Annotated in this window: 23 protein-coding genes; 10 read left to right on the top strand and 13 right to left on the bottom strand. The window is 62.8% G+C overall.

Features of this window, described 5'->3' with window-relative positions; genetic code table 11:
• Positions 1-14: 14 nt before the first annotated feature.
• Both IF103_RS22490 and IF103_RS22495 read right to left on the bottom strand, forming a co-directional pair.
• Positions 15-173 carry a YqaE/Pmp3 family membrane protein gene (locus IF103_RS22490; RefSeq protein ID WP_009681539.1) on the bottom strand — a complete coding sequence of 53 codons (159 nt, stop codon included), beginning with the start codon at positions 171-173 and terminating at the stop codon, positions 15-17.
• A 164-nt stretch (positions 174-337) separates the two neighbouring features.
• Positions 338-1,618 carry an aspartate aminotransferase family protein gene (locus tag IF103_RS22495; protein ID WP_023382707.1) on the bottom strand — a complete coding sequence of 427 codons (1,281 nt, stop codon included), beginning with the start codon at positions 1,616-1,618 and terminating at the stop codon, positions 338-340.
• Positions 1,619-1,826: 208 nt separating this feature from the next.
• On the opposite strand from IF103_RS22495, the gene IF103_RS22500 reads away from it, so the two are divergent.
• Entirely contained in the window at positions 1,827-2,750 is a 924-nt protein-coding gene (locus IF103_RS22500; RefSeq protein WP_023382708.1) for a LysR family transcriptional regulator, read from the top strand.
• 289 nt (positions 2,751-3,039) lie between these two features.
• On the opposite strand, the gene IF103_RS22505 is transcribed toward IF103_RS22500, so the two are convergent.
• The 9 genes from IF103_RS22505 to bioB all read right to left on the bottom strand — a co-directional run bounded on the left by IF103_RS22505 (position 3,040) and on the right by bioB (position 13,472).
• Complete coding sequence (locus IF103_RS22505) at positions 3,040-4,818, bottom strand: acyl-CoA dehydrogenase C-terminal domain-containing protein (protein WP_104881120.1); 1,779 nt, start codon at positions 4,816-4,818, stop codon at positions 3,040-3,042.
• A 123-nt stretch (positions 4,819-4,941) separates the two neighbouring features.
• Positions 4,942-6,225: a GGDEF domain-containing protein gene (locus IF103_RS22510; RefSeq protein WP_027907312.1), complete on the bottom strand. Its 1,284-nt coding sequence runs from the start codon at positions 6,223-6,225 to the stop codon at positions 4,942-4,944.
• Between the two features lie 204 nt (positions 6,226-6,429).
• On the bottom strand, positions 6,430-8,235 hold the full coding sequence (locus IF103_RS22515) for a phenylacyl-CoA dehydrogenase (RefSeq protein WP_023382711.1): 1,806 nt from the start codon (positions 8,233-8,235) through the stop codon (positions 6,430-6,432).
• Positions 8,236-8,602: 367 nt separating this feature from the next.
• Positions 8,603-8,899, bottom strand: coding sequence for a hypothetical protein (locus IF103_RS22520; RefSeq protein WP_023382712.1), 297 nt, complete (start codon positions 8,897-8,899; stop codon positions 8,603-8,605).
• Positions 8,900-9,012: 113 nt separating this feature from the next.
• Complete coding sequence (gene bioD, locus IF103_RS22525) at positions 9,013-9,693, bottom strand: dethiobiotin synthase (protein WP_023382713.1); 681 nt, start codon at positions 9,691-9,693, stop codon at positions 9,013-9,015.
• 10 nt (positions 9,694-9,703) lie between these two features.
• A complete protein-coding gene (gene bioC, locus IF103_RS22530; RefSeq protein ID WP_023382714.1) occupies positions 9,704-10,522 on the bottom strand; it encodes a malonyl-ACP O-methyltransferase BioC in 819 nt (272 codons plus the stop codon).
• Positions 10,515-11,246: an alpha/beta fold hydrolase gene (locus IF103_RS22535; RefSeq protein WP_023382715.1), complete on the bottom strand. Its 732-nt coding sequence runs from the start codon at positions 11,244-11,246 to the stop codon at positions 10,515-10,517. Before IF103_RS22535 ends, bioC begins: the two co-directional genes overlap by 8 nt.
• Entirely contained in the window at positions 11,239-12,411 is a 1,173-nt protein-coding gene (gene bioF, locus IF103_RS22540) for an 8-amino-7-oxononanoate synthase (protein ID WP_023382716.1), read from the bottom strand. Before bioF ends, IF103_RS22535 begins: the two co-directional genes overlap by 8 nt.
• Positions 12,412-12,413: 2 nt before the next feature.
• Positions 12,414-13,472, bottom strand: coding sequence for a biotin synthase BioB (gene bioB / locus IF103_RS22545; protein ID WP_027907316.1), 1,059 nt, complete (start codon positions 13,470-13,472; stop codon positions 12,414-12,416).
• Between the two features lie 90 nt (positions 13,473-13,562).
• On the opposite strand from bioB, the gene IF103_RS22550 reads away from it, so the two are divergent.
• The 4 genes from IF103_RS22550 to rarD all read left to right on the top strand — a co-directional run bounded on the left by IF103_RS22550 (position 13,563) and on the right by rarD (position 17,160).
• The gene (locus tag IF103_RS22550) at positions 13,563-14,315 is read left to right on the top strand and encodes a ComF family protein (RefSeq protein WP_104883180.1); all 753 of its coding nucleotides are present in this window, start codon (positions 13,563-13,565) and stop codon (positions 14,313-14,315) included.
• A 55-nt stretch (positions 14,316-14,370) separates the two neighbouring features.
• Positions 14,371-15,135, top strand: a complete 765-nt coding sequence (locus IF103_RS22555; RefSeq protein ID WP_023382719.1) for a TOBE domain-containing protein — start codon at positions 14,371-14,373, stop codon at positions 15,133-15,135.
• Between the two features lie 98 nt (positions 15,136-15,233).
• Complete coding sequence (locus IF103_RS22560) at positions 15,234-16,208, top strand: serine/threonine protein kinase (RefSeq protein ID WP_023382720.1); 975 nt, start codon at positions 15,234-15,236, stop codon at positions 16,206-16,208.
• A 64-nt stretch (positions 16,209-16,272) separates the two neighbouring features.
• Positions 16,273-17,160, top strand: coding sequence for an EamA family transporter RarD (gene rarD, locus IF103_RS22565; RefSeq protein WP_027907318.1), 888 nt, complete (start codon positions 16,273-16,275; stop codon positions 17,158-17,160).
• A gap of 224 nt (positions 17,161-17,384) precedes the next feature.
• On the opposite strand, the gene IF103_RS22570 is transcribed toward rarD, so the two are convergent.
• Entirely contained in the window at positions 17,385-17,903 is a 519-nt protein-coding gene (locus IF103_RS22570) for a glycine cleavage system transcriptional repressor (RefSeq protein WP_023382722.1), read from the bottom strand.
• A 441-nt stretch (positions 17,904-18,344) separates the two neighbouring features.
• On the opposite strand from IF103_RS22570, the gene IF103_RS22575 reads away from it, so the two are divergent.
• Complete coding sequence (locus IF103_RS22575; protein WP_023382723.1) at positions 18,345-20,522, top strand: malate synthase G; 2,178 nt, start codon at positions 18,345-18,347, stop codon at positions 20,520-20,522.
• Positions 20,523-20,630: 108 nt separating this feature from the next.
• Here IF103_RS22575 and IF103_RS22580 read toward each other — a convergent pair whose 3' ends face one another.
• A complete protein-coding gene (locus IF103_RS22580; protein ID WP_027907320.1) occupies positions 20,631-21,074 on the bottom strand; it encodes a response regulator in 444 nt (147 codons plus the stop codon).
• Between the two features lie 186 nt (positions 21,075-21,260).
• Between IF103_RS22580 and IF103_RS22585 the strand changes: the two genes are divergently transcribed.
• The 4 genes from IF103_RS22585 to IF103_RS22600 all read left to right on the top strand — a co-directional run bounded on the left by IF103_RS22585 (position 21,261) and on the right by IF103_RS22600 (position 25,591).
• A complete protein-coding gene (locus IF103_RS22585) occupies positions 21,261-23,198 on the top strand; it encodes a DUF294 nucleotidyltransferase-like domain-containing protein (RefSeq protein ID WP_202675688.1) in 1,938 nt (645 codons plus the stop codon).
• Positions 23,195-23,905, top strand: a complete 711-nt coding sequence (locus IF103_RS22590; protein WP_023382726.1) for a 3'-5' exonuclease — start codon at positions 23,195-23,197, stop codon at positions 23,903-23,905. Before IF103_RS22585 ends, IF103_RS22590 begins: the two co-directional genes overlap by 4 nt.
• Positions 23,906-24,119: 214 nt before the next feature.
• Complete coding sequence (locus IF103_RS22595) at positions 24,120-24,638, top strand: RNA polymerase sigma factor (protein ID WP_104881116.1); 519 nt, start codon at positions 24,120-24,122, stop codon at positions 24,636-24,638.
• Positions 24,635-25,591 (top strand): FecR domain-containing protein, encoded by a 957-nt coding sequence (locus IF103_RS22600; RefSeq protein WP_104883176.1) that lies wholly within the window; start codon positions 24,635-24,637, stop codon positions 25,589-25,591. Before IF103_RS22595 ends, IF103_RS22600 begins: the two co-directional genes overlap by 4 nt.
• Positions 25,592-25,627 lie beyond the last annotated feature (36 nt).

Raw genomic sequence — 25,627 nt, forward strand, 5'->3', positions numbered from 1 at the left:
GCGCCAAGAACGCCTCAGCGCTTGGCGATGATGTAGACCGCATGCACGATCCCCGGAATGTACCCCAGCAAGGTCAGCAGGATATTCAGCCAGAACGCCCCACCAAACCCCACCTGCAGGAATACACCCAGGGGCGGCAGAATGATCGCGATGATGATGCGGATGAAGTCCATGTGAATCTCTCCTGAAGGGGTTTCAACAGAGACTAGCCGCGCCAGCCAGAGGTTCCACAGTAACGCCAGGCAAAAAAAACGCCCCGAGCCAAATGAAGCTGGCCAAGGGCGATGCGCAGAAACGCGAGACGGTTCGTTGAAAATCTGTGGCTCGCCGCTACCGGTCAGGCCGGTACCTCGCGGCGGCTTTGCTGTTGCGCGTGCAGCCTGGCAAAGGCCCGGGCAAGGCGTAGGAGCATCTCGTCGATGTTGCCCTTGCTGACCGTCAGCGCGGGCGAAAAACGCACCACGTCGGCCTGGGGCGCATTGAGCAGCAGGCCCTCCTGCAAGGCTGCCTGCACCAGGTCTTGGGCCAGGTCTTCGTGCAGTTGCAATGCCCACAAGAGGCCCTGGCCACGCACCTCGCCCTGGCCGTAGCGACCGGCCAGGCGGCTCAGGCCATCGCGCAAGTGGCGACCACTGTCCTGAACGTGCTCGAAGAAGCCCGGCTCCAGCACGGTATCCAGCACGGCAAGGCCTGCCGCGCTCATCAGCGCGTTGCCGTGGTGGCTGCCTTCGAGCTCACCGGGTTCAGCGCAGCAAGCGGTCCCCCGCGCCAACAGTGCCGCCAACGGCACACCGCCGCCCAAGCCTTTGCCGAGGGTGACGATATCGGCACGTACGCCATAGGTCTCCTCGGCCAGCAACGCGCCACAACGGCCAATGCCCGTCTGCACCTCATCGAGAATCAGCAGGATGCCGAGCTCGCGGCAGAGTTTTTCCACACCCTGCAGGTATTGGCGCGTTGCCGGGATCACACCCGCCTCGCCCTGGATGGGCTCGAGCATGATCGCCACGGTGCGCGAGTCCACCTCGGCATGCAGCGCATCGAGGTCGTTGAACGGCACCTTGCTGAAACCTGGCAAGCCCGGCTCGCAACGGTTGCACGGCAGCGGGTCGGACGCCGACAGCGCCCCCAGGCTGCGACCGTGACAGCCTTGCGTGGCCGTGATGATGTGGTAGGCGCCGTTGCGATGCTTCTGACCCCATTTGCGCGCCAGCTTGATCGCCCCTTCGCAAGCTTCGGCGCCGCTGTTGAGCAGGTAGGCCTGATCGCTGCCGGTGCTCTGGCACAGGCGATTGACCAAGGCCAGCAAACCACGGCTGTGGAACCCCGAACCTGGATTGATCAGCGCCTGGGCCTGGTTGCCCAAGGCCTTGACCAGCACGCTGGGGCTGTGGCCGAGGCTGTTGACCGCACCGCCTTGGGTGAAGTCCAGGTAGGCATGCCCTTCGTTGTCCCACAACCAGGAGCCTTGGCCTCGGACGAACACCTGCGTGGCACGTTCGGTGCTGGGCATCAGACGCTCGCGGGACAACTGCGGCGCATCCGGCACGATCACCGGCGCACGCTTGGGCTCGGCGACTGCGGTAGGGGCCGAACGGCGCAGGTTGAACAGGTTCATCAGGGCTCCAACCAATCACGGCAAAGGGCGGCAGGTCCGGTCGGTATGCCGGCGCTCGATATTTTGCCTTTCCTATCAAAAGTGTTTTTCATCCAAGGTAACAATCGACTGAATCAGCGCTGTAACCTACTGGAATACGGCGATAGACTAGGGCTCACGGGCTGCTGAGGCCATTCCGTTTTTCCAGCTTTTTCGATAAGAAATACTTATGGATTTTCGCCAACTGCGTTATTTCGTCGCGGTGTATGAAGAAGGCCACGTCGGCCGGGCCGCCGAGCGCCTGTCCTTGTCACAGCCGGCGTTGTCGCAGCAGATCAGGCAGCTGGAACACAGCCTCGACCTGAGCCTGTTCGAACGTAGTAACAAGCGGCTGTTGCCGACGCTCGCCGCCCATACCCTGTACAACCATGCCCTGCCGCTGCTCGACGGCCTGCAGCGGGCCCATGAGGCCATGCGCAACTTCAAGGGTCAGTCCCTGCGAACACTGGCCATTGGTGTGTTGCAGACGGTTCGCCCAAGCATGGTGCCGCGCCTGCTGGAACGGGTGCGCAGGGCGCAACCCCACCTGGTGGTGCAGATCTACGAACTGTCGGGGCTGGAAATCGAACGGCGCTTGCTCAGCGGCAGCCTGGATATTGGCATCAGCTACCTGCCACCGCGCCAGCCGGGGCTTCATGGCTTGCTGTTGTACGAAGATGAACTGCAGCTAGTCATCCCCGCCACCCACCCCTTGAAGGACTTCAAGAAGGTGTCCATCCGCCAGGCCGCTGAGTTGCCAATGCTCATGCTCGGGGAAGAGTTCCAGATCCGCCAGATCTGGAAGGAACAGCTGGCCAGCCAGGGCCGCCGACCGCAGGTTCAGGCCGAGATGAACAACATGGCGGGAATTCTCGACAGCCTGTCGCACACGGCCTTGGCGACCATTCTGCCGGGCCGGGCCAAGGAGGCCGCCGAGGATGACCAAGGCCTGCTGTGGAAGCCGTTGAGCGAACCGCGCGTACCGCTCAAGGTGGGCTTGGTGTTTCGCGACGCACAGCGTCAGCAGGCGTCAGTGGAGATGCTGCGCACATTGCTGGAAGAAGAGACCGATGCGCGCCAGCTGGGGGCCTCGCCCCTGGATGTGCTCGGGTAAAAACACGCGCACAAAGAAAACCCCGCCGAAGCGGGGTTTTCCAGACTGTTTCCCTTTGACATCCCTATCGCCCCACCATCCTGGCAGGTATTCCTTCGTTGTCCCTGTTCTGTCCTTTGCGCTTCCTGCGCAACGTCCATGTGGGAAATATTAGCTATGGATCCAATCTTAGGCCAGTGGCGAAAAGTCACCACGTCATGTAGGAGAAAGCTTACAAGCGGCGCCATTTCCAAACGCTGGTCATGTGCCAGTCGCCGGCAAGCCGGCGACCAGGCTGACACGCCATGCCTCAGAACTGCTCGGCATCGAGCAGGTACAGCGACTCGCTGCCCGCCTTGACCGAGGCCACCAGCGAATCCAGCCGCGGTAGCAGCCGCGCGAAGTAGAACCGAGCGGTCCCCAGCTTGGCCGAATAGAACGCCTCATCCCCTTCACCCGCCTTGGCGGCACGGGCCATCAATGCCCACATGTAGGCATAGGCCACATAGCCAAAGGCATGCAGGTACTCGACCGACGCCGCACCGATTTCATTCGGGTCGCCCTTGGCCTGTTCCAACACCCACTCCGTCAGCCCGTCGAGCTTGTCGAGGGCGGCAGCGAGCGGCGTGGTGAACTCGCTCAGATCGTCCTTGGCACTGGCGATGAACTGGCGAATCTCGTCGGAGAACAGCCGGTAGTAGGCACCACCACTGGCGACGACCTTGCGCCCCATCAGGTCCAGCGCCTGGATGCCATTGGTACCTTCGTAGATCTGTGTGATACGCACATCGCGCACCAACTGCTCCTGGCCCCACTCGCGGATGTAGCCATGGCCGCCGAACACCTGCTGGCCGTGCACGGTGCACTCCAGGCCCAGATCCGTGAGGAAGGCCTTGGCGACCGGCGTCAGCAGCGCTACCAGCTCCTCGCTGCGCTTGCGGGTAGCCGCATCCTCGCTGTACTTGGCACTGTCCAGTTGCATGGCCACATAGGTGGAGAAGGCGCGGCCACCTTCGATCAGCGCCTTCATGGTCAACAGCATGCGGCGCACATCGGGGTGCACGATGATCGGGTCCGCGGCTTTTTCCTTGGCCTGCGGACCCGTTGGCGCGCGGCTCTGAAGGCGGTCGCGGGCGTACTCAACGGCGTTCTGATAAGAGCGCTCGGCCGATGCCAGGCCCTGGATACCGACGCCGAGGCGCTCGTAGTTCATCATGGTGAACATGGCCGCCAGGCCCTTGTTCGGTTCGCCCACGATGTAGCCGACCGCCTCGTCGAAGTTCATCACGCACGTGGCCGAGGCCTGGATGCCCATCTTGTGCTCGATCGAGCCGCAGGTGGCTGGGTTGCGCGCCCCTAGGCTGCCGTCCTCATTGACCAGGAACTTAGGCACCAGGAACAGCGAGATACCCTTTGGCCCGGCCGGGGCATCAGGCAACTTGGCCAGCACCAGGTGGATGATGTTTTCGGTCAGGTCATGCTCGCCACCGGTGATGAAGATCTTGGTGCCACTGACCTTGTAGCTGCCGTCGGCCTGCGGCTCGGCCTTGGTGCGGATGATGCCCAGGTCGGTACCGGCATGGGGCTCGGTCAGGCACATGGAGCCTGCCCATACACCCGCGTACATGTTGGGCAGGTACTTTTCCTTGAGCGCTTCGCTGGCGTGGGCGTTGATCGACAGGCAGGCGCCGGCGGTCAACATCGGGTACAGGCCAAAGGCCAGGCTGGATGCGTTGACCATTTCCTCGACCTGGGCCGAAATGGCCTTGGGCATGCCCATTCCGCCGAACAGCGGGTCGCCGCCAACGCCCACCCAGCCGCCTTCGGCGTAGGTGTGGTAGGCATCGATGAAACCGGCTGGTGTGCGCACCGCGCCGTTGTCCCAGTGGCAACCCTCTTCGTCCGCCGCGCGGCTGAGCGGAGCAATGGTCTTGCCGGTAACCTTGCCGGCCTCTTCCAGCACCGCCATGGCAGTGTCCGCGTCCACCGCTTCGGCCAAGGCCGGCAGTTGAGCCCAGAGCTCGGCCACGTTGAAGACTTCATTCAGAACGAAACGCATGTCGCGCAGGGGCGCTTTATATTCAGCCATGACTACCTCTCGCTAACAGGGTCGGGGCGGTCTCAGGGAACCGCGGCACTGGATTGAAGGCAGTGTAACCGAACAACTTTTGCGAGACATAGGGTCATCAAGCGACCGAATAGTCAGCTATGGTCACGCCATCCGAACAGCCCCGCGTCGCGATTGTTGCCCGTAGACCATGACGCAGTTACGCCCCGCGCCTTTGGCGCTGTACAGCGCCTGGTCAGCGGCCTTGAGCACTTCCTCTGGGTTACGGTGCTCCACCAGCCGCTCGGCCACACCGATGCTGATGGTCACCGATACCGTGGTGGCCGCATTGCCTGCGCGCCGCTGCCGACCGGCAGAATCGTCCTGGGGGCGGCTGCTCTGATCACGTAGTTGCATAGCATAGTTGGCGATCATTTCACGCACGGCCTCAAGGTGCGGCTGGCACTCTTCGGCCGTCTTGCCCGCGAACACCAAGGCGAACTCCTCGCCGCCGTAGCGATAGGCTCGTCCCCCGCCGGTCACCTTGGACAAACGGCTGGCGACCAGTCGCAGCACCTGGTCGCCGACGTCGTGGCCGTGGGTGTCGTTGAACTTCTTGAAGTGGTCCACGTCGGTCATGGCGATCACGTAGTTGCGACCCAGCCGCTGCATGCGTTCGTTCAACGCACGGCGCCCCGGCAACCCGGTCAACTCATCCCGGAAGGCCATCTGATAGGCCTCATGGGACACTGCCGCGGCAATCATCAGCATCACCTGACTGCACATGATGTTCAGGGTGAACGGCAGGATGAAGGTCTTGGGCAGCATCCAGAAGATGCCGATCAGGCCGATGATCTGCGCGGCATGCAACGGCCTGGGTTCACGCAGGTACTGCACGACCAACAGGACGAATACCCCTACGAACAGTGGGTAGACCATCTGGATCAGGCTCATCCACTGGCCATGCAGCGCCGGCCAGCGAATTTCGGCGAGCCAGGCGAGCAGCGCCTTGGGGAAGCTCTGCTCAAGCGCCACCGCGACGCTGCCGACGGCGAACAGCACGGCAAACCGGGCGAGCAGGTCCTGGGCCAGGTGCGTGCGCTCCTGCCAGGCGCCAAACAAGCCGAACAACGCAGGCAACAACAGGCATACCAGGTGGAATATCACCGCCGCGTCTTCGCGCACCCGGCCGTTGTCACGGTAGAAATCAGTCTGGGTGTCGAGCAGGAAATAGGCGATGTATACCGTCACCATCAGGAACAGCTCGCGCTGGCGGCGGTATACCGCGCAGTAGGCGCCCCCCAACAGCAGCACCAACGTGGGTAGAACATTGAACAGCGAAGTGAAGAAGACGCTGAGGTCTCTCACATACGCCGCCGCGAGCCCCGACAACAAGAGAAACAGCGAAGGCAGGAAATGGCTCGCGCGTACAGCGTTTAGACGAAACAAGGGTAATCTCCGACCCGGCAGATCAATAATGGCATTGTGCCTTTACTTCATCGGCAGCGCACATGAATAGATGAATACACGGCGTGTTTAACGGCCGCAGGGGTGGAGGGCTTGAGCTTTTGTTGTTACTGAATCTTTAGGAGCCGGAAACAAAAAAAAACGCCTGCCGGTGAGGCAGGCGTTTTTTTATACCGATGAACAGGCTTAGATGGACAGGCCGAAATCTTCTTCCTTCATCGCCATCAGGTTGTCGGCACCGGACAGCATCGCGGCCACATGGGCACGGGTGCGGGGCAGGATGCGCTGGAAGTAGAAGCGCGCGGTCTGCAGCTTGGCGGTGTAGAACGCCTCTTCGCTGGTACCTGCCGCCAGTTTCTCGGCCGCCAGGCGGGCGATGTCGGCCCAGAAGTAAGCCAGGCAGGCATAGCCGGAGTACATCAGGTAATCCACCGAAGCGGCACCCACTTCTTCACGGTCTTTCATGGCGGCCATACCGACCTTCATGGTCAGTTCGCCCCACTCCTTGTTCAGTGCAGCCAGCGGCTCGACGAACTCCTTGACGCGCTCGTTGCCTTCCTGTGCCTGGCAGAACTTGTGCACGATCTTGGTGAAGCCCTTGAGCGCTTCGCCCTGGGTCATCAGCACCTTGCGGCCCAGCAGGTCGAGAGCCTGGATACCGGTGGTGCCTTCGTACAGCATGGAGATACGGCTGTCGCGCACGTTCTGCTCCATGCCCCACTCGGCAATGAAGCCATGGCCACCGTAGATCTGCACGCCGTGGTTGGCCGCTTCGAAGCCGACTTCGGTCATGAATGCCTTGGCGATCGGAGTGAGGAAGGCCAGCAGGGCGTCGGCCTTCTTGCGCTCTTCCTCGTCCTGGCTGTACTTGACGATGTCGACTTGCTTGGCGGTGAAGTACACCATCGCACGGTTGCCTTCGGCGAAGGCCTTCATGGTCAGCAGCATACGGCGCACGTCAGGGTGGACGATGATCGGGTCGGCTGCCTTGTCCGGCGCTTTCGGGCCGGTCAGCGAACGCATCTGCAGCCGGTCACGGGCGTACTTCAGGCCTCCCTGGAAGGCCACTTCGGCGTGAGCCAGGCCCTGCAGCGCGGTGCCCAGGCGTGCAGTGTTCATGAAGGTGAACATGCAGTTCAGGCCCTTGTTGGCTGGGCCGATCAGGTAGCCGGTAGCGCCGTCGAAGTTCATCACGCAGGTGGCGTTGCCGTGGATACCCATCTTGTGTTCGATGGAGCCGCAGCTCACGCCATTACGCTCACCGACGCCACCGTCGGCATTAGGCAGGAACTTCGGCACGATGAACAGCGAGATGCCTTTGGTGCCAGCCGGCGCATCCGGCAGGCGGGCCAGGACGATATGGACGATGTTGTCGGCCATGTCGTGCTCACCGGCCGAGATGAAGATCTTGGTGCCGCTGACTTTATAAGTGCCGTCGGCCTGAGGCTCGGCCTTGGTGCGCAGCATGCCCAGGTCGGTGCCGCAGTGCGGCTCGGTCAGGCACATGGTGCCGGTCCACTCGCCACTGACCAGTTTGGTCAGATAGGTGTGCTGCTGCTCAGGCGTGCCGTGCGCGGAGATGGTGTTCATCGCGCCATGGGAAAGGCCTGGGTACATGCCCCACGACCAGTTCGACTCACCGACCATTTCGCTCAGCGCCAGGCCCAGCGACTCAGGCAGGCCTTGGCCGCCGTGTTCGACGTCATGCGCCAGGCTCGGCCAGCCGCCTTCGACGAATTGCTTGTAGGCTTCCTTGAAGCCGGTCGGGGTCTTCACACCCGACTCGCTCCAGGTGCAGCCTTCCAGATCGCCAACGCGGTTGAGCGGGGCCAGTACTTCTTCACAGAATTTCGCGCCTTCTTCCAGGATCGCGTTGACCATGTCAGGGGTGGCGTCCTGGCAACCCGGCAGGCTCTGATAGTGCGCCTCATAGCCGAGCAGCTCGTCGCGAACGAAGCGAATATCACGCAAGGGAGCTTTGTAATCAGGCATTGCGATGAACCTCTGTGATGAGTTCTGGGGAAGACCGCTTATACCGACCAGCTCTTGGCGGCTTTCGATCAAACAGTTGTTTGAAACTTACGTTTAGCACCGCCCAATGTCAAGACGGGACCATGGTGCCATTTATGCCGCGAAAAATGGCATTTACGCCACGCCCTGATAAATAGGGTCGAACCTGGTTGAGTGGGGGTAATTTTCTTCTGGGAACGACCTGTCCTCGGGGCGGCCTCGCAGCCCTTTGGCGACGCAAGGTCACTCCCACATGAGTTCACCGCACGAGTGCAGGCGCCGGCTTGCCGGCGATAAGGCCATGGCGCAACGCCCAGAAGGGGCTGGCCACACCTTGGACGACGCCAGATCAGGCGTAGGTATCGATGAACCGCCCGAGCATTTCGTCGGAAGCTTTTGCCACCTTTACGCCCAGTTCGACTTCCTGTTTGCCGAGGGCCAATTGCACGGCGCTGGTTGCCAGGTCCATCTGCTGACTGCGGTCGACCGCACGCAGGCGCTCGGCCTGATAGTCGCTGGACTGGCTGGTGGCCGCACGCTCGACAGTGCTGTTGGCAATCTGGCTGGCGGCCTGGTCGACGCGGTTCTGCCCGGCCTGAATGCTGCCAAGGCCCGCGTAGAAAGCGGAGCTACCGGTGATTTCCATGTCAGGACTCCATTGACGCTGGATAGGAACAGGGCCAATTAAAGCAGGCCAAGGGCAAAAAGGCTCGTTTAAATCCCTAATGGCTCAGTGCCATTTGATAGGCGATGGGCATCTCAGTCCAGCAAGTCCAACTGCACGTGTTCAGCCACGGCATCGGCAGAGGCCTGCTTCAGTTTCGGCACCCGGCCCAGGCACGGTGCTGGCAAGCGCTCCGCCAGGCTGGCGAGGTTTTCTTCCAGTCGCGATGTGCGCGGATCGATGATGTTGGCCACCCAGCCCGCCAGTTGCAGACCGTCCCGGGAGATGGCCTCGGCACTGAGCAGCGCATGATTGATGCAGCCCAGACGCACACCTACCACCAGGATCACCGGCAGTTTCAAGGCAATTGCCAGGTCCGACAGGTTGTCAAGGTTGGACAGCGGCACGCGCCATCCTCCTGCGCCTTCGATCAGGGTGAAGTCCGCCCCCTGGTCCAGCACATGGCGCATGGCCTTGAGCAACACCGGCACTTGCAGCGCAACGCCGGCCTCGCGCGCCGCTATATGTGGCGCAATGGCAGGTTCGAAGGCAAACGGGTTGACCTCTTCGTACGCCAGCTTGATCGAACTTTCGTCGATCAATGCCTGGGCGTCGGCATTGCGCAGCCCTTTGGGTGTGACGCTGCAACCAGAAGCCACCGGCTTGGCACCGAGGGTGCTCAGCCCTTGGAGACGGGCCGCGTGCAACAACCCGGCAGCAATGGTGGTCTTGCCCACATCGGTATCGGTACCGGCAATGAAATAGGCCTGGCTCATCTGGCTCCCCTTACACCTCTGGCTTGCGCAAAACACCATAGACCACCTCATAGGTGGCTGGCAGCCCCTGCGGCTGACGGAACGCTTCGTATGCCTGCAGCAGACGCTGCATGCGCGCACGACCGGTCAGGCCCGAGGGCCGGCCCGGATTGAGGTTGTGGGCGCCAAGGGCCTTGAGTTCGTGGGTCAGGCTGCGCACATCGGGGTAATGCAGTACATGCGCCCGTTGCTGCAAGCTGACTTGCTCCAGCCCGCTACTGGCACACAGGCGCTGGTAATCGGCAAAGTGGCGGAAGCGATTGACATGCACCAGGCCATCCACCGCCTGCCAGCTGGAACGCAGTTCGCCGAGCGTACCGACGCACAGGCTGCTGAAGGCCATCACCCCACCCGGACGCAGGACACGGCGAACTTCGTCCAGGACACAGGCGAACTGGTCGCACCATTGCACTGCCAGGCTGGAGAACACCAAGTCCATGCTGGTGTCTCGCAGCGGCAGTCGTTCAGCGTCGCCGGCCACGTGGTAGCACGCCCCACCCTGCTCACCACGGGCGTGGTGCAACATGCCTTCGGCGATATCCACAGCCACACCGGTTGCAGCCCGATAACGCTCGGCCAGCACGCGACTGAAATGACCCGTGCCGCTGCCCAGGTCGAGCCAGCGCGATGGGCTCAGGCCATCGGGCATCTGGTCCAGCAAGCTCACCCCCACCGCACGTTGCAGAGCCGCGACGCTGTCGTAGCTGGCCGCTGCGCGGGAGAATGAAGCCGCCACCTGACGCTTGTCGGGCAAGGCTCCTGGCAGGCTTGGATAGGAAAGGTCAGTCATCACCACTCTCATGCAGGAAACTCTTGATACCCGCCGCCAGTTCCTGTGGGTACTCCAGCAGGAATGCGTGGGAACTGTCTTCGACCAGGCCGACTTCCACGTCGGGCAGCAGTTCGCTCAGGGCTTTTGCCGCCTCGACCGGCACCAGGGCATCGCTGCCGGCGTACAGGTGCAACTGCGGGCCACCATAGGCTTCCAGTGCAACGCGGGTATCGAGCTCGGCCAGCACTTCCAGGCCACTGGCCAAGTACAACGGATCGGTATCCGGAACCCCCACGCCCAACTGGCGCAACAGCGTGCGTGGCTGCTGCGCACCCTCGCTGCACAGGCTACGGAAACGCTTTAGGGTCACCTGGGTATGGCTGCGACAGCCATCCAGAAAGGTGCCGAAGGTGTCCTTCGGCATGCCATGGGGCCAATCGGGACGCACCACGAAACTCGGGTTGCTGGCCAAGGTCAGCAACCCGCAACAATGGTCGCCTCGCTTGCATGCCAGCTCGCTGGCCAACATGCCACCGAACGACCAACCGCCCAGCCAGGTATCGGTGGGCAACTTGCGGTCGAGGTAATCGACCCATGCCTCTACGCTGGTGTCGGCCAGCTCTGGTAGCGGCATCAGTTCGACGTGCAGGCGCAGGTCCTGCGCACGCAGGCTGGCGGCCAGCGGCTCCAGGGCAGCGGTACCCAGTCCCCAGCCGGGCAGAAGAATCAGGCGATCACGCATCGGCGGCCTCCAACTGTGGATAACACTCGGCCAATGCATTCAACAATAGCTGGACCTGCGCCTGACTGTGCGCAGCGCTCAAGGTCACGCGCAGCCGGGCGCTGCCGGCCGGCACGGTGGGCGGACGAATCGCCGTCACCAGCAGGCCACGCGCTCGCAGCATGCGCGACAGGCGCAGAGCCTGGGCGCTTTCGCCGATCAGGATCGGCTGGATCGCCGTAGGGCTGTCCATCAGCGTCAGGCCGATCTGCTCGGCACCCTGGCGGAACTGACGAATCAAAGCCGCCAGGTGCTCGCGACGCCAGGTTTCGCGGCGCAGCAGCTGCAGGCTCTTGAGGGTGGCGCAGGCCAATGCGGGGGGTTGGCTGGTGGTGTAGATGTATGGGCGGGCGAACTGCACCAGCGCCTCGATCAGCGCTTCACTGCCTGCGACAAAAGCCCCAGCCGTGCCACAGGCCTTGCCCAGGGTACCGATCAACACCGGCACGTCGTCGACACCCAGCCCGAAATGTTCGACGATACCGCCGCCTTGCTCGCCCAGCGTACCCAGGCCATGGGCGTCGTCGACCATCAGCCAGGCTCCGCGGGCGCGGGCAACGTCGGCCAGCGCCGGAAGGTCGGCAAGGTCGCCATCCATGCTGAACACCCCGTCGGTCACCACCAGGGTGTTGCCGACGGCCTTGTCCAGGCGGCTGGCCAGGCTGACCGGATCGTTGTGCAGGTAGCGGTTGAAGCGGGCGCCGCTGAGCAACCCGCCATCGAGCAGCGAGGCGTGGTTCAGGCGGTCCTGCAACACCGTATCGCCCTGCCCCACCAATGCGGTGATGGTGCCAAGGTTGGCCATGTAGCCGGTGGAGAACAGCAGCGCACGCGGGCGCCCGGTCAGCTCGGCCAGGGCCTCTTCGACTTCGTGATGCGGCGTGCTGTGGCCCACCACCAGGTGCGATGCCCCGCCACCGACGCCCCAACGTTCGGCGCCAGCCTGCCATGCGGCGATCACTTCAGGATGATTGGCAAGGCCCAGGTAGTCGTTACTGCAGAAGGCCAGCAATCGCTGGCCATCGACCACTACCTCCGGCCCTTGCGGGCTTTCCAGCAATGGCCGCTGCCGATACAGGTCTGCGGCGCGCCGTTCGGCAAGGCGCGCCGCCAGATCGAAGGCCATGCTCAGGCCGACGCGGCGTTGTAGAACAGCTCGTTGCTGCGTTGTTCGACCAGCGCCTGCTCGATGGCCGCCTGGTGCACTTCGTCAGCGTGCTCTTCACGCGCTTCTGGCTTGATGCCCAGGCGGGCGAACAGCTGCATGTCCTTGTCGGCCTGCGGGTTGGCGGTGGTCAGCAGCTTCTCGCCATAGAAGATCGAGTTGGCACCGGCCATGAAGGCCAGCGCTTGCATCTGTTCGTTCATCTGCTCGCGGCCGGCGGAAAGGCGTACATGGGATTTGGGCATGAGGATACGCGCGACCGCCAGCATGCGGATGAAGTCGAACGGGTCTACGTCGTCTTCATCGGCCAGCGGGGTACCGGCGACTTTCACCAGCATGTTGATCGGCACCGATTCCGGATGCTCCGGCAGGTTGGCCAGCTGGATCAGCAGACCGGCGCGGTCGTCCAGCGACTCGCCCATGCCAAGAATGCCGCCCGAGCAGATCTTCATGCCTGCATCACGCACATAAGCCAGGGTCTGCAGACGCTCAGCGTAGGTACGGGTGGTGATGATGCTGCCGTAGAACTCCGGCGAGGTGTCGAGGTTGTGGTTGTAGTAGTCAAGGCCTGCCTCGGCCAGGGCCTTGGTCTGCTCTTGGTCGAGCTTGCCGAGGGTCATGCAGGTCTCCAGGCCCATGGCCTTGACGCCTTTGACCATCTCCAGCACGTACGGCATGTCTTTGGCCGACGGGTGCTTCCAGGCCGCGCCCATGCAGAAACGGGTCGAGCCAATGGCCTTGGCCCGAGCGGCTTCCTCCAGGACTTTCTGCACTTCCATCAGCTTCTGTTTTTCCAGCCCGGTGTTGTAGTGGCCGGACTGTGGACAATATTTGCAATCTTCAGGGCAGGCGCCGGTCTTGATCGACAACAGCGTGGAGACTTGCACGCGGTTAGGGTCGAAATGCGCGCGATGCACGGTCTGCGCCTGGAACAACAGGTCGTTGAACGGTTGCTGGAACAGCGCCTTGACCTCGGACAGGGACCAGTCGTGACGTGTTGTTGCAGTTGTGCTGGCGCTCATCGGCGTTTCCTTGTTTAGGCTGTTTCTAGCGCCGGGACAGGAACGGCCCGCCAGCGCATCACGGATAGCTCGCATAGTCACGGAAGGCCCATGTACTGTCAACCACTCATAAAACAACTGGTTTACAAGTGTCTAAATATTAACCACGCCTGTTTGCTGTGTGACGAAGCCAGTGAGCAACCCCACCCCATCTGCGTCGCCTGCGAGCACGAACTGCCTTGGCTGCACGACTGCTGTTTACGCTGCGCCCTGCCTTTGCCCATGCCGGGGCTGACCTGCGCCCAGTGCTGCCGGCGAGCTCCGGCATTCGCTCAGGTGGTTGCCTTGTGGCATTACGGCTTCCCGGTGGATACGTTGATCAGTCGCTTCAAGCACAACCAACAGTGGCCGCTAGGTCGACTGATGGCCGAACTGCTCGTCCATGGCTTGCAGCATCGCTACGACGAAGGGCTGGCAAAACCCGACCTGCTGTTGCCTGTGCCGCTGGCCAAACGTCGACAGCGCGAGCGCGGCTTCAATCAAGCCGGCATGCTGGCGCGCTGGCTGTCCGTGCCACTGGCGATTCCCTGTGACGAACGACTCCTTCAGCGGGTACGCGATACACCTGCGCAACAGCATCTGCACGCCAAGGCGCGTCGACAGAATCTGCGGGGGGCGTTCAATGTGGGGCGAGGTCGAGCGGTCGAGAACCTGCATATCGCGGTGGTCGACGACGTGTTGACCACCGGAGCCACGGCTCAAGCCATCGCGCAGTCGTTGCGCAAGTCGGGCGCGCGGCGGGTCGATGTCTACTGCCTGGCCCGCACGCCAAAGCCCGACCGAGGCTGGCAGGCGGGAACTTGACTGCTGCCGGTCCGGCAGGCAACGTCCCTTCATTGATCATCAAGCGCGTTTCGCCATGCCCCTACCTGCCCTGCTCACCCAGCACATCGCCCGGCGCCCCCAGCGCATCGCCCTGCTGCAACATATCGCCGAACAAGGCTCGATCACCCGCGCCGCCAAGGCTGCCGGTATCAGCTACAAGGCCGCCTGGGACGCCATCGATGAGCTCAACAACCTGGCCAGCCGACCGCTGGTCGAGCGCAGCACGGGTGGGCGCGGCGGCGGCGGCGCCCGCCTGTCGGCAGAAGGCGAGCGGGTGCTGCGCCTTTATCAACGCCTGCAAGCATTGCAGGCGCAGTTCCTGGAGGCAGCCGAGGACTCCGGCGACCTTGACCTGTTGGGCCGACTGATGCTGCGTACCAGTGCACGCAATCAACTGCAAGGCCAGGTCAGCGGCCTGCGCCGTGAAGGCCGGCATGACCGCGTGAGCCTGGCCCTGGGTGGGGGCTTGGAAATCGAGGCGTTGATTACCCATGACAGCACCGACCGCCTGGAGCTGACCTTGGGCACCACGGTCGTGGCGCTGCTCAAGGCTGGGTGGGTACAGTTGCTGGGTGACGAGGACAAGGTAGAAGTGGGCAGCAATTGCCTGACAGCAGTGGTCGAAGATGTGCTGACCGACGAGCAAGGCCCTTGCGAAGTACGCCTGGCACTGGGCAATGGGCAGACCTTGTGCGCCTTTGCCCAAGCGCAGTGGTTAGCGCGCCAGAAGGTGACCACAGGCAACCGGGTGCGCGTGCAATTCAAACCGTCGCATGTTCTGCTGGGCGTTCCGGTATAGCCTGCCGCGCCACAGGAAGTGTGGTGAAGCATGGAGCCGGCACTGGCCAGTGGCAGCACTGGTACTATTGCCTTACGCCGCACTCTCTCGGAGCTTTCATGTCCCACCCTTTCGACACCCTCACGCCCGACCTGGTCCTGGACGCCGTGGAAAGCCTAGGCTTTCTCAGCGATGCCCGGGTGCTGGCCCTGAACAGCTACGAAAACCGCGTCTACCAAGTGGGCATCGAAGAGTCGCAACCCCTGATCGCCAAGTTCTACCGGCCAGGCCGCTGGAGCGACGATGCGATCCTCGAAGAACACCGCTTCACCGCCGAGCTCGCCGAGTGCGAGGTGCCCGTTGTCGCCCCTCTGCAACACGACGGCAAGACCTTGTTCGAACACCAGGGCTTTCGCTTTACCTTGTTCCCCCGCCGCGGCGGCCACGCCCCAGAGCCTGGCGACCTCGACCAGCTCTATCGCCTGGGCCAGTTGCTCGGCCGCCTGCACGCAGTAGGCGCAGCGCGTCCGTTCGAGCACCGCGAAGCGCTGACCGTGGACAACTTTGGCCATGCCTCGCTGAAGACGCTGCTGGACGGCAACTTCGTGCCCCGTGAGCTATTGCCCGCGTTCGAGTCCGTGGCCCGCGACCTGCTCAAGCGGGTCGAAGACATCTACGCTCGCACCCCGCACGCGTTGATTCGCCTGCACGGCGACCTGCACCCCGGCAACCTGATGCACCGCGACGATGTCTATCACGTGGTCGACCTCGACGACTGCCGCATGGGCCCGGCGGTTCAGGACCTGTGGATGATGCTCGCCGGCAGTCGCGAGGAGCGCCTGGGGCAGTTGGCCGAACTGATCGACGGCTACAACGAATTCCATGACTTCGATCCTCGCGAACTGGCGTTGATCGAGCCTTTGCGCGCCTTGCGCCAGCTGCACTACAGCGCCTGGCTGGCCCGCCGCTGGGACGATCCGGCGTTCCCGCCGAGCTTCCCCTGGTTCGGCCAACCACGTTACTGGGGCGACCAGATCCTCGCGCTGCGCGAACAGATAGCAGCGCTGGATGAACCCGTGCTGAAATTGTTCTAGATGCACAGCGGCGTCTGTCTACAATAGCCGCTGCGCTATTTAGCTACCTAAGCAAGGATTCTGCATGCACGCTGCAAACCCGCGTCGCGGGTATTTACTGGGCCTTGGTGCCTACATCATCTGGGGCCTGTTTCCACTCTACTTCAAGGCAATCCAGAGCGTTCCCGCCGTCGAGATCATCGTCCACCGGGTACTCTGGTCGGCGCTGTTCGGCTCGCTGTTGCTGCTGGTCTGGAAGCATCCAGGCTGGTGGCGCGAGCTGCGCGACAATCCGCAACGCCTGGGTATTCTCGCCGTCAGCGGGGCATTGATCGCCGCCAACTGGTTGACCTACGTGTGGTCGGTGAACAACGGGCGCATGCTCGAAGCCAGCCTGGGCTACTACATCAACCCGCTGATCAACGTGCTGCTGGGCATGCTGTTGCTGGGGGAACGCCTGAGGCGCCTGCAATGGCTGGCGGTGGGCATGGCGGCGCTGGGTGTGGCGCAACAGGTGTGGCAGGTCGGCAGCCTGCCCTGGGTGTCGTTGGCGCTGGCCTTGAGTTTCGGTTTCTATGGGCTGATCCGCAAGAAAGCCCCGGTGGCAGCGCTGCCGGGCCTGGTGGTGGAGACCTGGATGCTGGTGCCGTTGGCGCTGGGCTGGTTGCTGTTGAACCCCACGGCGATGAGCGCCCAGGGCTCGTTCTACGCCAGCAGCGAAGCCTTGTGGCTGATGGCGGCAGGCCCGGTCACGCTGGTACCGCTGGTGTGCTTCAACGCCGCTGCACGTCACCTGCCCTACACCACGCTGGGGTTCCTGCAGTACCTGGCGCCCACGCTAGTCCTGTTGCAGGCAGTACTGCTGTTCGATGAGCACCTGTCACCGAGCAACCTGATGGCGTTCGTCTGCATCTGGGCCGGTTTGGCCATCTACAGCGTCGATGCCTGGCTCAGCCTGCGCAAACGCGCCTGATCAAAAAACGATCAAAATCCTGCAGGCCTCGCCGCGCCTGGCCTGCAGAAACATCTCCAAAGGTTATCCACACCCTCGTCCCCGTGCTTTGTGCACAAGCACCTGATTATTGGGCATTTTTTGATCAAACCTGTGCAAGCCTCGGCCCGCCTGGGTCGGAGAATGATGCGCCCAGGTTATCCACAGGGCCGTCCCCGTGAAAACGGGATAACCCACAAGCCACGTCATTCCTCCGGACGCAGCTTCAACTCCACCATCAGATCGTCGGCCAGGCTTTCCAGGCGCTGCTGCAATTCATCCAGCGACAGCGTCAACGGTAATGCCAGCAAGGCATCGGCGCGGAACAGAGGCTCACTGCTCATCGGCGCCGGATTGACCTCGGTGCTCAAGCGTTCGAGGTTCACGCCCAGCTCGGCCAGCACCTTGGTGATATCCCGCACGATCCCCGGCCGGTCGTTGCCCACAAGCTCCATGGCGATCGGCTTCCAGGTGCACGAGGGTTCGATTCCGCTTTCAGCAATCAACACGCGAATGTCGTGCTTGGCCAGCTTCTGCAGCGCCTCGACCAGCTCATCGTAATTTTCCGCCGGTACAGCCACCCGCAGAATCCCTGCGAACTGGCCCGCCATGCGCGACATGCGACTTTCCAACCAGTTGCCGCTATGGTCGGCGATGCATTTGGCGATACGTTCGACCTGGCCGGCCTTGTCAGGGGCAATCACGGTCAGTACAAGATGGTCCACAGGCCATTCCTCAGCAAAATGCCGCCGCGGGCGGCGAGAATCGGGGGGATCGACTCAGTATAGGCAAGGCGCGGCAACCTGCCGCAGGACAGTCCGACTAACAAATCGTGTACTGTTTCAAGATTTATCTGGAACAATCCACCCGTTTTTTGCGAACATACCCACTCCCAGCGTGACCCTATGCGACCAATTGGTCGCACAACGACGCTTTTAGTCTGATTTTCCCCCGTCTACTGCTTCATGTAGTATGCCGTGGCGCGGACTACAAAATGTGTTGTTTGGATGTCTGCCAAGGCGCCTGTGAAAATACGTACACTGCTTGCCAGGCTATCTGGCAGGCCGCACCCAGCCGCCTTCGGGCATGCACTGGTGCCGTGTTTAGAGAAGCGCTACAGGCTTAATAAAGAAGAGCGAAATAGCTGAGCAGAGGTGAGGCAAGCAATGACTGGATACGTTCAAGTCGGTGGCCTTCAGGTCGCCAAGGCCCTGTACGACTTCGTCAACAACGAAGCCATTCCGGGAACCGGTATCGTCGCCGAGCAGTTCTGGGCCGGTGCCGAGAAGATCATCAATGACCTCGCTCCGAAGAACAAAGCCCTGCTCGCCAAGCGTGACGAGCTGCAAGCCAAGATCGACGCCTGGCACCAGGCACGCAAAGGCCAGGCACACGACGCCGTCGCCTACAAAAGCTTCCTCCAGGAAATCGGCTACCTGCTGCCACAAGCCGACGATTTCCAGGCCACCACGCAAAACGTCGATGAAGAAATCGCCCACATGGCCGGCCCACAGCTGGTCGTGCCGGTGATGAACGCTCGCTTCGCCCTGAATGCCGCCAATGCCCGCTGGGGTTCGCTGTACGACGCGCTCTACGGCACCGATGCCATCAGCGAAGAAGGCGGTGCCGAAAAAGGCCAGGGCTACAACAAGGTCCGTGGTGACAAGGTCATCGCCTTCGCCCGCGCCTTCCTCGACGAAGCCGCGCCACTGGCTGCTGGCTCCCACGTCGACTCCACCGGTTACCGCATCGAAGGCGGCAAGCTGGTCGTTTCGCTCAAGGGCGGCAGCAACACCGGCCTGCGTGACGATGCCCAACTGATCGGCTTCCACGGCGACGCCGCGGCCCCGACCGCCGTGCTGCTCAAGCACAACGGCCTGCACTTCGAAATCCAGGTCGACGCCAGCACTCCTGTTGGCAGCACCGACGCCGCAGGCGTGAAAGACATCCTGATGGAGTCGGCACTGACCACCATCATGGACTGCGAGGACTCGGTCGCCGCCGTCGATGCCGACGACAAGGTCATCGTCTACCGCAATTGGCTGGGCCTGATGAAAGGCGACCTGGCTGAAAGCGTGACCAAGGGCGGCAAGACCTTCACGCGCACCATGAACCCGGATCGCGAGTACGCCGCGCCGAACGGTGGCAGCGTTACCCTGCACGGCCGTTCGCTGCTGTTCGTGCGCAATGTTGGTCACCTGATGACCAACCCGGCAATCCTCGATGCCCAAGGCAACGAGATTCCGGAAGGTATCCAGGACGGTCTGTTCACCAACCTGATCGCCCTGCACAACCTCAAGGGCAACACCACCCGCAAGAACACCCGCACCGGCAGCGTCTACATCGTCAAGCCGAAGATGCACGGCCCCGAAGAAGTCGCCTTCGCCGCCGAGATCTTCAGCCGTGTCGAAGACCTGCTGGGTATGCCGCGCAACACCGTCAAGGTCGGCATCATGGATGAGGAGCGCCGTACTACGGTCAACCTCAAGGCCTGCATCAAGGCGGCCGCTGAGCGTGTGGTGTTCATCAACACTGGCTTCCTCGACCGTACCGGTGACGAGATCCACACCTCCATGGAAGCCGGCGCCGTCGTGCGCAAGGGCGCCATGAAGAATGAGAAGTGGATCGGCGCCTACGAGAACAACAACGTCGACGTTGGCCTGGCTACCGGCCTGCAAGGCCGTGCGCAGATCGGCAAGGGCATGTGGGCCATGCCTGACCTGATGGCGGCCATGCTCGAGCAGAAGATCGCTCACCCGCTGGCTGGCGCCAACACCGCCTGGGTGCCTTCGCCGACCGCGGCCACCCTGCATGCGCTGCACTACCACAAGGTGGACGTTCAGGCGCGCCAACGCGAGCTGGCTTCGCGTACGCCGGCTTCGGTCGACGACATCTTGACCATCCCGCTGGCGGCCAACACCCAGTGGTCGGCCGAAGAGATCCGCAACGAGCTGGACAACAATGCCCAGGGCATCCTTGGCTACGTGGTTCGCTGGATCGACCAGGGTGTAGGCTGCTCCAAGGTGCCCGACATCAATGACGTCGGCCTGATGGAAGACCGCGCCACCCTGCGCATCTCGGCCCAGCTGCTGGCCAACTGGCTGCGCCACGGCGTGGTCAGCCAGGAGCAAGTGCTGGAAAGCCTCAAGCGCATGGCCGCAGTGGTGGACAAGCAGAACGCAGGTGACGCCCAGTACCGTCCGATGGCGCCAAACTTCGATGACAACATCGCGTTCCAGGCGGCTGTCGAGCTGGTGGTTGAAGGTGCCAAGCAGCCCAACGGCTACACCGAGCCAGTGCTGCACCGTCGTCGTCGCGAGTTCAAGGCGCGTAACGGTTTGTAAGCAATAAAAGGGTTGCTTTGCAACCCTTCGCCGGCGAGCCGCCGTCTACAGGGTCCACCGCGAACTTGTAGGAGCCGGCTCGCCGCGATTGCTTTCACGGATGCATCATCATTCGATCCGCAGTTCTCTTTTCACCAAGTCGAGCAACTTGCCCAAGTCCACCGGCTTGAGCAGGAAATCCACCACCCCAAGGTGCATCACGTCCACTGCCTCTTTCACATCGGTGTCCCCCGAGACCACGATGATCGACAACGCCGCCCGCTCCGACTGTCGGATTTGTCGAATCAACTCCAGACCGTCCTTAGGCTTCATGCGTAAGTCGGTGATCATCAGCGCGATTCTCGGCTCGTAGTGCAATTTGAACATCGCCTCCTGCGCACCATCGGCTTTCATGCAGTCAATGCCCCGGCTTTTCAGATAAAGGCATAGCGCCTCGCTGTTCACCGGATCGTCGTCCACGACCAGCACCACCGGCTTGGGCGCGACAGGCGCACTCAACACGGCCAGCGCTTCGCGCTCGGCGTCACTCAGGATGTCGTCATGCTCAACCATGATCATCTCGTCAGAAACATCTCGTCCCTTCGCTAGGACAACGCCTTGTGAGGTTGTTCACAAACGCTCCATAGACTTACGTCCAATGGGCACCACACCGCCGTCGGCCGACCATGGAGGCAGAGAACAACAAGGCCGACACTTATATAGATATATATAGTTCGGCGTAGCGATACGGTCAGTTTCATGAGCAAAAAGGACGCCTACAGCCAGGCGGGCAGGACGGCTGTTCTGCAGAACATTCAGGGCACGTTGCAGTTTCTGCAGCGGTTTCCCCCGTTCAACCAGATGGAACATAGCCACCTGGCCTACCTGGTGGAACAATGCCAACTGCGTTTCTATGCAGAGGGGGAGAGCATCCTCAAACCCGCCGATGGCCCCGTTGAGCATTTCTACATCGTCAAGCAGGGCCGCGTAGTGGGCGAGCGCCAGCACCTGGTCAAGCCAGGTGTGGAAACCACCTTCGAGATCACCAGCGGCGAATGCTTCCCCCTGGCTGCCCTGCTGGGCGAGCGGGCCACCCGCACCGAGCACTTGGCCGGTGAGGACACCTTCTGCCTGCAACTGAACAAAGCAGCGTTCATTCGCCTGTTCTCGCTGTCGGACGTATTCCGTGATTTTGCCCTGCGCGGCGTCAGCAGCCTGCTCGATCAGTTCAACCAGCAGGTACGTCAGCGCGCCGTGGAGACGCTGGGCACGCAGTACTCACTGAACACGCCGCTGGGCGAACTGGCCATGCGTCACCCGGTTGTCTGTCCCCCTGACACGCCCCTGCGCGATGCCGTGCGGCAGATGCACGAGCAGCAGGTCGGCAGCATCGTGGTGGTCGACCCGCAACGCTACCCGGTAGGCATTTTCACCCTGCGCGACCTGCGTCAGGTGGTGGCCGCCGCCGATGCCGACCTGGGTGCGCCGATCGATCGGCACATGACGACCAAACCGTTCTATCTCAGCCCGCAGTCCTCGGCCTTCGATGCGGCCATCGCCATGACCGAACGGCACATCGCCCATGTCTGCCTGGTGGAAAACCGTCGGCTGTGTGGCGTGGTGTCCGAGCGCGACCTGTTCTCGCTGCAACGGGTCGACCTGGTGCACCTGGCCCGGACCATTCGCCACGCACCGCGTCTTGAAACCTTGGTGTCCCTGCGCGGTGAAATCGGTCAATTGGTCGAGCGCATGCTCGCCCATGGCGCGTCGTCGACGCAGATCACCCAGATCATCACCCTGCTCAACGACCATACAGTCTGCCGAGTCATCGAACTGGCCCTGGCCGAACGCGGCGACCCCGGGGTGCCCTTCAGCTGGCTGTGCTTTGGCAGCGAGGGCCGTCGCGAGCAAACCCTGTACACCGACCAGGACAACGGCATCCTGTTCGAGGCCGCCAACAGCGCCGAGGCCGATGCCATTCGCGCCCGGCTGCTACCGTTGGCGCAATACATCAACCAGTGCCTGGCCCAGTGCGGCTTCACCCTGTGCAAAGGCAACATCATGGCCGGCAATCCCGCGCTGTGCCTGTCGCGCAGCGAGTGGGCGCGCCGCTTCGCCGGCTTCGTTCGTGAAGCCAGTCCGGAAAACCTGCTGGGTTCGAGCATCTACTTCGACCTGCGCGTGGTCTGGGGTGACGAGCAGGGCTGCGAACAGTTGCGTCAGGGCCTTCTCGAACAGGTCGCCGACAACCGTCTCTTCCAACGCATGATGGCCGAAAACGCCCTTCGCCAGCGCCCGCCAGTGGGCCGTCTGCGCGAGTTCGTGCTGACTCGCCAAGGAACCGACAAAGCCGCCACCCTCGACCTCAAGGTCCAGGGACTCACGCCCTTCGTCGACGGCGCACGGCTGTTGGCGCTGGCCAATGGTATCGGCGCTTGCAATACCCTCGAGCGTCTGCGCCAGCTGGTCGACAAAGGCATCATCGAACCGCTCGATGGCGCCGCGTTCGAAGAGGCTTACCACTTCATCCAGCAAACCCGCATGCAGCAGCACCAGCGCCAGACTCGCGAAAACCTGCCGCATTCCAACCGTCTCGACCCGGACAGCCTCAACCACCTGGACCGACGCATCCTGCGCGAGTCCCTGCGCCAGGCCCAGCGCCTGCAAAGCAGCCTGGCCTTGCGGTACCAGCTATGAGCCTGTTCACCTGGTTGCGCCCCAACGCGCCCCTGCTGGAGGCCTCGCTGCGCCAGCGCCTGTCGCAGTTGCCCAAGCCTGCGCCACTGGGCGTCTGTACCCTGCGTGAGCAGCGCTGGGTGGTGCTGGACCTGGAAACCAGCGGCCTGAACACCAACCGCGATCAGGTGTTGTCGATCGGCGCGGTGGCGATCGAGGATGGCGCCATCGACTTTGCCCAACAGTTCGAGCGCACCTTGCGCCGCCCGGAGCACAAGACCAACGCCAGCGTGCTGATCCACGGCCTCGGCCCTAGCGCCCTGGCTGCCGGATGCGACCCGGCCGAAGCATTGCTCGACCTTCTCGAGTTCATTGGCGACAGCCCGGTGCTGGCTTTCCATGCGCCTTTCGATCAACGCATGTTGGCCCGCTCGCTGAAGGAAAGTCTTGGCTATCGCCTGCAGCATCCCTTCATCGACATTGCCGAACTGGCCCCCCTGCTCAACCCCGACACCGTGCTGCGCGAAGCCAGCCTGGACGACTGGTTGGCGTGCTTCGGCCTGCAAGTGGACGAACGTCATCATGCCAGTGCCGATGCCCAGGCGACGGCCGAGCTGGCCCTGATCCTGTTCAGCCAGGCCCGCCGCCAGAAATTGGATAGCCCGTTGCAATTGGAGCAGCGCTTGCGCGTGATGCGTCGGCGCAAGGCTCATCACTACGGTCTTTAGTGAGATAGCCATCGAGCCTGCGCGTGCAACGCACAACACACCCGTAGGCGCGAGCCTCGCTCGCGATGCGCCGCGCAGGCGGCGCCCGACCTCACCGGCACATGACGCCCCCATACTGGCATTCCGATAAGCGTCCATTGCACCCCGCCCCTCGGCTCTGCAACAATCGCGAATAATTATCGTTAGTTAATGCATTCGTTCCGGGGGACGCTGCTTGTCGTCTGTACAGAGCCCACACGCCGAGCTGGTTGGAGCACTCTACCGCGACCATCGCGGCTGGCTGCTCGCCTGGCTGCAACGCAGCATGGCATGCCGCCAGCGTGCCGAAGACCTGAGCCAGGACACCTTCGTGCGTCTGCTGGGCCGCGAGCAACTGGACAGCCCTCGTGAACCCCGCGCCTTCCTGGCCGCCATCGCCAAAGGCCTGATGTTCGACCATTTCCGCCGCGCTGCGCTGGAACAGGCCTACCTGGCAGAGCTTGCGCGCGTGCCGGAGGCCGAGCAGCCCGCACCGGAAGTCCAGTTGCTGATCCTGGAAGACCTCAAGGCCATCGACCGCTTACTTGGCAAACTGTCGAGCAAGGCCCGCGCGGCGTTCCTGCACAATCGCCTGGACGGCATGGGCCACGCCGAGATCGCCGCGCACCTGGGGGTCTCGGTGTCGCGGGTACGGCAGTACATCGCCCAAGGCATGCGCCAGTGCTATGTGGCGCTGTACGGGGAGCCGACGTGAATAACTCACCGGTTTCGGCCCGTGTTCTCGACGCCGCCATCACCTGGAAACTGAGCCTGGACAGCGGCAGCAGCACACCCGATGAACGCAATGACTTCATGCGCTGGCATGCAGCCAGCGAAGAACATGCCCGCGCCTGGCAACAGCTGGGGGCCTTGGACCAACGCGTCAGCGCCGCCGCTGGCCCCGCGCGCCAGGCCCTGGTGCAGTCGCGGGTAGGCCTCAGGCGACGTATCGGCAAGGTCGGCGGCGGCCTGGCCAGCATGTTCCTGCTCGGTTCCCTGCTGGCCTGGGCGACCGCGCCGTCGCTATCGCCACATTACTGGTTGGCCGACCAACGTACCGCCACCGGCGAGCTGCGCACCTTGCGCCTGGAAGATGGCACGCTGCTAAGCCTGAACACACATACCGCTGTGGATATCGACTTCGAAGGCGAGCAGCGCGTGCTGGTACTGCATGAAGGCGAAATTTCCGTTGAAACCGGCCACGCCGACCCTCGCCCACTGCTCGTGCGCACCGAGGATGGCCGCCTGCGCCCACTGGGCACGCGCTTTTTGGTACGCCGCGAAGCCCATGGCACACGCCTGGAGGTGCTGCAATCGTCGGTCGCGGCGATGCCACGCAACAGCGGTGACGAACACGTCCTGGCCGCAGGCCAGCAGGTGCTCATGCATGCCGATGGCCTTGGCCAGGTCGCCCCGGTGCCAGCCGGCGCCGACGCCTGGACCCGTGGCATGCTGGTGGTGGACAACGTGCGCCTGGCCGATCTGCTCGCCGAACTGGGCCACTACCGCCACGGCCACCTGGGGATGGACGACGAGGTCGCCGACCTGCGCGTGACCGGTAGCTTCCCGCTGCACGATACCGACCTGGCCCTGGCCTCGCTGATACCGGCACTGCCGGTGAAGATCGAGCGGCATACACCGTGGTGGGTGACCGTCAAAGCCAAGTAACCCTGCGCTCCCCCTGCAGACGCCGGCTTGCCGGCC

This window comes from Pseudomonas sp. SK2, assembly GCF_016772395.1.
Classification (GTDB): Bacteria; Pseudomonadota; Gammaproteobacteria; order Pseudomonadales; family Pseudomonadaceae; genus Aquipseudomonas; species Aquipseudomonas taiwanensis.

Bases quoted from the DNA above. Each gene is read 5' to 3' on its own strand.
- IF103_RS22590 (WP_023382726.1), top strand. From the start codon at position 23,195: ATGAGCCTGTTCACCTGGTTGCGCCCCAACGCGCCCCTGCTGGAGGCC.
- IF103_RS22580 (WP_027907320.1), bottom strand. From the start codon at position 21,074: ATGGTTGAGCATGACGACATCCTGAGTGACGCCGAGCGCGAAGCGCTG.
- IF103_RS22500 (WP_023382708.1), top strand. From the start codon at position 1,827: ATGGATTTTCGCCAACTGCGTTATTTCGTCGCGGTGTATGAAGAAGGC.
- IF103_RS22505 (WP_104881120.1), bottom strand. From the start codon at position 4,818: ATGGCTGAATATAAAGCGCCCCTGCGCGACATGCGTTTCGTTCTGAAT.
- IF103_RS22495 (WP_023382707.1), bottom strand. From the start codon at position 1,618: ATGAACCTGTTCAACCTGCGCCGTTCGGCCCCTACCGCAGTCGCCGAG.
- bioF (WP_023382716.1), bottom strand. From the start codon at position 12,411: ATGGCCTTCGATCTGGCGGCGCGCCTTGCCGAACGGCGCGCCGCAGAC.
- IF103_RS22515 (WP_023382711.1), bottom strand. From the start codon at position 8,235: ATGCCTGATTACAAAGCTCCCTTGCGTGATATTCGCTTCGTTCGCGAC.
- IF103_RS22535 (WP_023382715.1), bottom strand. From the start codon at position 11,246: ATGCGTGATCGCCTGATTCTTCTGCCCGGCTGGGGACTGGGTACCGCT.
- bioB (WP_027907316.1), bottom strand. From the start codon at position 13,472: ATGAGCGCCAGCACAACTGCAACAACACGTCACGACTGGTCCCTGTCC.
- IF103_RS22585 (WP_202675688.1), top strand. From the start codon at position 21,261: ATGAGCAAAAAGGACGCCTACAGCCAGGCGGGCAGGACGGCTGTTCTG.
- IF103_RS22550 (WP_104883180.1), top strand. From the start codon at position 13,563: ATGTACTGTCAACCACTCATAAAACAACTGGTTTACAAGTGTCTAAAT.
- IF103_RS22520 (WP_023382712.1), bottom strand. From the start codon at position 8,899: ATGGAAATCACCGGTAGCTCCGCTTTCTACGCGGGCCTTGGCAGCATT.
- bioD (WP_023382713.1), bottom strand. From the start codon at position 9,693: ATGAGCCAGGCCTATTTCATTGCCGGTACCGATACCGATGTGGGCAAG.
- IF103_RS22560 (WP_023382720.1), top strand. From the start codon at position 15,234: ATGTCCCACCCTTTCGACACCCTCACGCCCGACCTGGTCCTGGACGCC.
- bioC (WP_023382714.1), bottom strand. From the start codon at position 10,522: ATGACTGACCTTTCCTATCCAAGCCTGCCAGGAGCCTTGCCCGACAAG.
- IF103_RS22575 (WP_023382723.1), top strand. From the start codon at position 18,345: ATGACTGGATACGTTCAAGTCGGTGGCCTTCAGGTCGCCAAGGCCCTG.
- IF103_RS22555 (WP_023382719.1), top strand. From the start codon at position 14,371: ATGCCCCTACCTGCCCTGCTCACCCAGCACATCGCCCGGCGCCCCCAG.
- IF103_RS22490 (WP_009681539.1), bottom strand. From the start codon at position 173: ATGGACTTCATCCGCATCATCATCGCGATCATTCTGCCGCCCCTGGGT.
- rarD (WP_027907318.1), top strand. From the start codon at position 16,273: ATGCACGCTGCAAACCCGCGTCGCGGGTATTTACTGGGCCTTGGTGCC.